At 43.8% G+C, this 6553-nt stretch carries 7 protein-coding genes; 4 read left to right on the plus strand and 3 right to left on the minus strand.

Going from position 1 to position 6553, the window contains the following annotated elements; translation table 11 throughout:
• Nucleotides 1–31 precede the first annotated feature (31 nt).
• Entirely contained in the window at nucleotides 32–1579 is a 1548-nt protein-coding gene (locus A3763_RS04960; protein WP_068516461.1) for an MFS transporter, read from the plus strand.
• A 30-nt stretch (nucleotides 1580–1609) separates the two neighbouring features.
• Here A3763_RS04960 and A3763_RS04965 read toward each other — a convergent pair whose 3' ends face one another.
• From A3763_RS04965 to A3763_RS04975, 3 genes are all read right to left on the minus strand, one after another.
• Nucleotides 1610–3529: an EAL domain-containing protein gene (locus A3763_RS04965; protein WP_068553714.1), complete on the minus strand. Its 1920-nt coding sequence runs from the start codon at nucleotides 3527–3529 to the stop codon at nucleotides 1610–1612.
• Between the two features lie 235 nt (nucleotides 3530–3764).
• Nucleotides 3765–4082: an MGMT family protein gene (locus A3763_RS04970; RefSeq protein ID WP_068509027.1), complete on the minus strand. Its 318-nt coding sequence runs from the start codon at nucleotides 4080–4082 to the stop codon at nucleotides 3765–3767.
• Nucleotides 4083–4088: 6 nt separating this feature from the next.
• Nucleotides 4089–4850, minus strand: a complete 762-nt coding sequence (locus A3763_RS04975; protein WP_068509029.1) for an SDR family oxidoreductase — start codon at nucleotides 4848–4850, stop codon at nucleotides 4089–4091.
• Nucleotides 4851–4999: 149 nt separating this feature from the next.
• Between A3763_RS04975 and A3763_RS04980 the strand changes: the two genes are divergently transcribed.
• From A3763_RS04980 to A3763_RS04990, 3 genes are all read left to right on the plus strand, one after another.
• A complete protein-coding gene (locus tag A3763_RS04980; protein WP_068509064.1) occupies nucleotides 5000–5524 on the plus strand; it encodes an FxsA family protein in 525 nt (174 codons plus the stop codon).
• A 162-nt stretch (nucleotides 5525–5686) separates the two neighbouring features.
• Nucleotides 5687–5977, plus strand: a complete 291-nt coding sequence (locus tag A3763_RS04985; protein ID WP_068509031.1) for a co-chaperone GroES — start codon at nucleotides 5687–5689, stop codon at nucleotides 5975–5977.
• 76 nt (nucleotides 5978–6053) lie between these two features.
• Nucleotides 6054–6553, plus strand: a 500-nt coding sequence (locus A3763_RS04990; RefSeq protein WP_304440790.1) for a TCP-1/cpn60 chaperonin family protein, incomplete at its 3' end; no start/stop codon positions are given.

The following is a 6553-nucleotide window of genomic DNA, read 5'->3' on the forward strand; positions in this document are numbered from 1 at the left end:
TATCTTCAATTCGCGATGAAAATATAAAAATATGTCTCAAGCACACTTAGGCTGGCGCCAGTCTTTAAGCTCTCTAAAGCACCCTCGGGTTCTGTCGATGCTGTTCTTCGGGTTTTCGGCAGGAATTCCCTTACTGTTAATATTTTCTTCGCTGTCTTTATGGTTGCGTGAAGCAGGGGTCGAACGCTCGACGGTTACTTATTTTAGCTGGGCGGCTTTAGCCTATTCTTTCAAATTCTTATGGGCGCCACTTGTTGATCGCCTTCCTGTGCCTTTGCTAACAGCCAGAATGGGGCGTCGAAGAGCATGGTTATTGATTTCCCAGCTAGCTGTTATGTCTTCTATCGCAATGATAGCTGCCGTTAACCCGGCTCAAGAAAGTGCTTTGAGCGTTATGGCTTTTGCGGTTGTGATGCTGGGGTTCTCATCGGCGACGCAAGATATTGTAATCGACGCCTATCGAATCGAGTCTGTTGGCACCGACCTGCAGGCATTGATGTCTTCCACCTATATTGCGGGCTATCGTATTGGCATGCTGGTCTCGGGAGCAGGGGCTTTGTTACTGGCCAGCTCTTTTGGCTCATCTGGTGAGGAATATGTCTATGATGCTTGGAGATCTACCTACTTGCTGATGTCTTTGACCATGTTAGTCGGGCTTGCTACGACCTGCATGGTGAGAGAGCCGAGCACAAGTAATGATACAAATAGTGCTTTTACTTCTGCTCAATATCTGAGGTTTTTGCTGTTATTTGTCGCCAGTATTGCACTGTTTGTATCGGTGTATATTCTAGGCTCTGAACTGGCTGCAGAATTGAAAATCTTCTTGGCTGAGTTGTTTAAGAACTCTGCTTTAGGGAACTTGCTAGTTGAATGTTTACGCCTGCTTACAGGGCTTTTAACTGTCGCACTGTTTATTCGTTCGATGGCCAATACCCCCTTTTACGAAAAGACACTCATACATCAATCTTATATTGCTCCCGTTGAAGAGTTTTTTAGCCGCTACGGTCTAAAGCTAGCGGTCTTATTGTTGATATTTGTCGGCTTCTATCGTATTTCAGATATTGTCTTAGGGGTAATCGCGAATGTTTTCTTTCAGGATATGGGCTTTAGCAAAACAGAGATCGCGACGGTTGTAAAAACCTTTGGCCTATTTATGACGATCGCAGGGGGATTTTTAGGAGGCGTGTTATCTGCTCGTTATGGTGTGATCAAAATGCTTTATACCGGTGCTTTTTTAACCGTCGCAACTAATCTCTTGTTTATGCTGCTGGCAGAGTCGGGTCATAATATTGAGTTGCTGTATTTTGTGATCTCGGCCGATAACCTAACGGCAGGATTGGCCAGTGCGGCATTTATAGCCTTCCTTTCAAGCCTGACCAATGTGTCTTTTACCGCTGTTCAATATGCAATATTTAGTTCGCTGATGACGCTTTTGCCAAAAGTAATCGGAGGGTATTCGGGGAGTATGGTTGATAATTTGGGCTACTCAAACTTCTTTTTACTTGCGAGTTTGATGGGTGTCCCCGTTATTGCCTTAATATATTGGATTCAACGTTATTCTGCGTTTAAGGATGCTTAGCGGCTCTCGTTCATAGACAGTAGGCTAACGTTAAATATAGCATTGTCTGTTTTTGATAAGTTCAATGAAGTCTGTTTCCGATATTGGCGGGCAATAATGATAACCTTGAACAAGGTCGCAATGCATATCTTGAAGGAGCGAAGCCATGTGATGGTTCTCGACGCCTTCTGCGACGACTTGTATTCCCAGTGCATGAACCATCTCAATGATGCCTCGAACTAAGGTTCGATCTTCCTGTGATACGAGAATTTCATCAATAAAACTCTTATCAATTTTGAGGATTTCAATTGGTAACTTTCTCAGATAACTCAAAGATGAGTGGCCTGTACCAAAGTCATCTATTGCGGTTCTGATACCCATGCTTTTTATTTCGTGGAGCGTCTGAACTGCCAGGTCCAAATCGTCCATAATTGCGGTCTCAGTCACTTCAAGCTCAAGTGTTGAAGGGTCAATTCCAAATGTGCCCAGTGAGCGTGCTAGGTCTTCTTGAAGCAAGCCTCTATGGAAGTGACGTGCAGAAATGTTGAGTGCCAATATGAAGTCGGAGTCAAGATAGGTCTGCCACTCTTTTAGGTGTTTGCAGCATTGATGAATTACCCATTGGCTGATAGGAATAATTTGGCCATTTTCTTCAGCAATTGGGATGAACTCAAAGGGGTTGCGATATTTTCCATCTTCTTGCTTCCAACGGATCAGTGCTTCAGCGCCTTTGATGGAGCCAGTGTCGAGATCAATTTTGGGTTGGAAGAATAACTCAAACTGCTCTTGCTCTAGCGCAACATTTAACTGACTGCGTATTTTTAAGCGATGCGCTGGCTGGTCGTTCTCACTTGCTTGATATATCACATATGTATTTTTGCCACGTTTTTTGGCTTGATACATGGCAATGTCAGCATTACTAATTAATTTGTCGGAGTCATTGCCGTGATCGGGGGCGGCGGCAATGCCGATACTCGCGCTCATGTAAATATCTTCATTGCCTAAATGAAATGGTGTGCCAAAAGAGTCAACAATTGCTTGTGCAAATTGTTTGGCATTATCTGTGCCATCTTGTTTTTCCATCACTGCAATGAATTCGTCACCACCATGTCTAGATAGTAGTGTGTGAGGGGGCAGCTCGGCTTCAAGGCGCAGAGTTATGGCCTTGAGTAGTGCATCGCCAACACCGTGTCCCAGAGAGTCATTTACATCTTTAAATCCATCAAGGTCGATAAACAGGACAATCGTCTGGTCTTTGTTTTGACTTGCCGAAGTCAGGGCGGTATCGAGCCTGTTTGATAGAAGCCTGCGGTTAGGTAGGCCAGTAAGCAAGTCATGATAAGCTCGGTGACGGGCTTCCTCTTCTTTGAGTTTTAGTTCGCTGATATCCCTAAAGCTCCAAGCCAGGCCAATAATCTCGCCAGAGTTGTTTTTCGTCTGGGGGTTGGAATATGCCTCAATAGTTCGACCCTTTAGTGTTTTTATTTCACACAGACGCTGCTCTTTGGGAGTCTCGAGGCTGAATTTAAACTCGGCTGTCAGTGAGTTTGGCTCGCTGATGAGGGTTTCTGTTTCTTTTAGAAAGTCTGCTATATGGTTGATGTTCTTTTCTTCAGGGTCGATACGGAACATCTCACAGAAATTTGGGTTGTAGAGTCTGACTCTACCTTCCAGATCGAGCACTAATAGAGCTTCATGGCTCGACTCTAAACTTGCATGCAATAGTGAATGAGATTCTTTAAGCGCACTCTGGGTTATCTTAAGTTCTGTAACTTGGCGCTCTAGTTCTTTATTGCGTGTAATGAGTTCCTTTGCTGACAGTTGAACGGAGCGCTCGAGGGTTGTTCTTTGTTCATCAGCTTCGACATAACTATTATGTACGGCATTCAAAAATGCAGTAATGCGAGGGTCATCCGGCACTTCTGATAGGTGCTTTTCGATCTGCTCTAGAATGAGTTTATGGTACTTCATAGCTTTCGTTTGTACTGCATGTTACTTAATGAACGTAGAGTCATTAATTTTCTATGTTACAAGGTTATCTCTACTTCACTTTAGAGTGCGTGCTGAAAATGCTTTTTAACCTAGGAAAGCAGGAGTCGAGTTCTCATTAAGTACCCGGCACATGACTATTTCAAGTGAATCTACTTAAATTTAGACTATATTTCTGTGTTTCGCTGTGAAATTTTAATGTTACTTGAATTGTCTTTTAGCCAAGCCAGAGATATTGGCACATAGAAGTAGAGCTCAGTGGCATAGGCACGCCTTCTGTTTCCAACAGTGAAGTTTGTTCCAGAAACTTATCGGAGCCTATCGGGAAGGAGCACTTTCCTTGAGCATTAATTATTCGGTGCCAAGGAATGCGGCTGTCTTTAGGTAGTTGTTTTAATATGTAGGCGACGTAACGTGCTTTGCCTGGGTGCCCTGCCAGGGATGCTATTTTCCCGTAAGAACAGACTTGCCCGCTGGGGATGCTCGCCAAGCAGGCCAGTATAGCCTGCTTGCATTCACTTTCGTTTGTTGCCATTGGGAGTTAGATTCTTAGTCCACCATCGACATCGATGACCCGGCCTGTAAGGTAATTATTTTCAAAAATGTGCACCACACTTTGTTGAATATGGCTAGGTTGGCCGGGGCGACCTAAAGGGATAACTTTCTTCATATGGTCTTGAGCCTCAGGTTTCATACTGGCTGTCATTTCCGTTTCCATAAAACCGGGAGCGATCGCCATAGAGCGAATATTATAGCGCGCGAGTTCCTTGGCCCAAGTGACGCTTAATGCAACCACGCCAGCTTTAGCCGCGCTGTAATTACTTTGTCCAATATTGCCTTCTCTGGCGATACTGGAAATATTAATAATACAACCCTCTGAATTGGTGTTAACCATCAGGCGGGCAGCTTCACGGCCACACAGGAATACACCACTAAGGTTAACGTCGATCACGCTTTGCCATTGCTGCAGGCTCATGGTTTGGCTAACTTTGCCATCTTTAGCTTTTAGCAATAAACCGTCTCGTAGAATGCCGGCATTATTAACGAGGCCATTCAGCTTTCCAAAATCGCGCTCAATCGTATTAAAGGTGTTCTCTACGTCAGCCTCTTGGGCAACGTTGCAAACATAGGTTTTAGCTGTGACGCCCAGTGCTTCGCACTCATTAGCGGTTTCATCAAGACGTTCTGCATTCATGTCGATCAGAGCGAGATTAGCTCCTTTTTCAGCAAGGCCTAAAGCCATTTCTCTTCCTAAGCCTTGAGCGCCGCCTGTAATTGCAATAACTGCATCTTGTAATTTCATGTTCTGCCTATATTAATACCAGATTGGGGCGTGTTGGGTATCGAGGGATCACCCCTAACCCTTAAATGAGAATCTATCTTAATGGCTTGTTAGGATAAGAAAAAGGATTAATGCAGTCGGGTACTAATAAATCTCGACTTGGAGTAAGTATGCAAATTTTATTTTTACTGTTCTTGATTGTTCCTATCATTGAGATGTTGGTATTAATTGAGGTGGGCTCATTTATTGGTGTCTTTTATACAGTGTTGCTGGTGTTATTGACGGCAGTCATAGGTGTGACGCTGCTTAAAAAACAGGGGCTGAGTACCTTTATCAGAGCTAATCAGAAGATGCAAAGTGGCCAGATGCCAGTCTCTGAAATTGGTGAAGGGATGATGTTGGCAATCGCGGGAGCATTGTTGCTTACCCCTGGGTTTGTGACCGATACGATTGGCTTTATTTTATTGACGCCGGGCTTTAGAGCTTCGTTTGCCAAGATGATTGCGAAAAATCTGGTACAGAATTCCTCACAAAGCGGCTTTTATTCCCAGACAACTTATAGACAGTCGTCTCAGGCGGAGGAGCAGCCGGTTAAGGACCCTTTCTCTGCCCAGGAATTTCCCCAACGTACCGTTCCGCCTGAAGAGATCGCCGAAGGTGAGTTTCAAGAGATAAAACAAGAAAAAGAAAAATAAGTGCTTGAAAAGCTTTCTATCATCCCCATTTATAGAGTCACTTATCAATGAAAATTGTAAGTTTAAAATGCAACTTATTGTTTTTATTAAATAAAATAAAGCGCTCTTTGTTTGAGAGTGATTTTATTTTCGGATTGAAAACCTGTTAGGAGAATCAAGAAGATGAAAATCCGTCCATTACACGACCGTGTTGTTGTACGCCGCAAAGAAGAAGAGACCACAAGTGCGGGTGGTATTGTATTGCCTGGTAGTGCGACTGAAAAACCTTCTCAGGGTGAAGTAATAGCTGTGGGTACTGGAAAAATTCTGGATAACGGTGATGTTAAAGCTTTGGCTGTAAAAGAAGGCGATATTGTAGTGTTTGGTCAATATGCTGGTAATACCGTTAAGATCGATGGTGAAGAGCTATTGATTATGAGTGAAAGCGACCTTTACGGCGTGATAGAAGCTTAGTACCGGTTAGCCGGTTCAGAGAATTATTTTAAAAGTGCCTAACTAAATAGGCAAACAGTTTAAGTAGGAAAAGTATATGAGCGCTAAAGACGTTAAATTTGGTGATTCGGCTCGTCAAGGCATGTTGGCCGGTGTAAACATTCTAGCAGATGCAGTAAAGGTAACTTTGGGCCCTAAAGGTCGTAACGTTGTATTAGACAAATCTTTTGGTGCACCGACGGTGACTAAAGATGGTGTGTCTGTTGCGAAAGAAATCGAGCTTAAAGACAAGTTCGAAAACATGGGTGCGCAGATGGTAAAAGAAGTTGCATCACAAACTAATGATGCTGCGGGTGATGGAACAACGACTGCAACAGTTTTGGCTCAGTCTATCGTTAACGAAGGTTTGAAGGCTGTTGCTGCGGGTATGAACCCAATGGACCTGAAACGTGGCATCGACAAAGGTGTGCAAGTTGCAGTTCAAGCGGTTAAAGGCTTTGCTCGTCCATGTGAAGATACTAAAGCGATTGCTCAAGTAGGCACAATCTCAGCAAACAGCGATAGCTCTGTTGGTAGCATCATTGCTGAAGCGATGGA

Source organism: Oleiphilus sp. HI0128 (genome assembly GCF_001635365.1).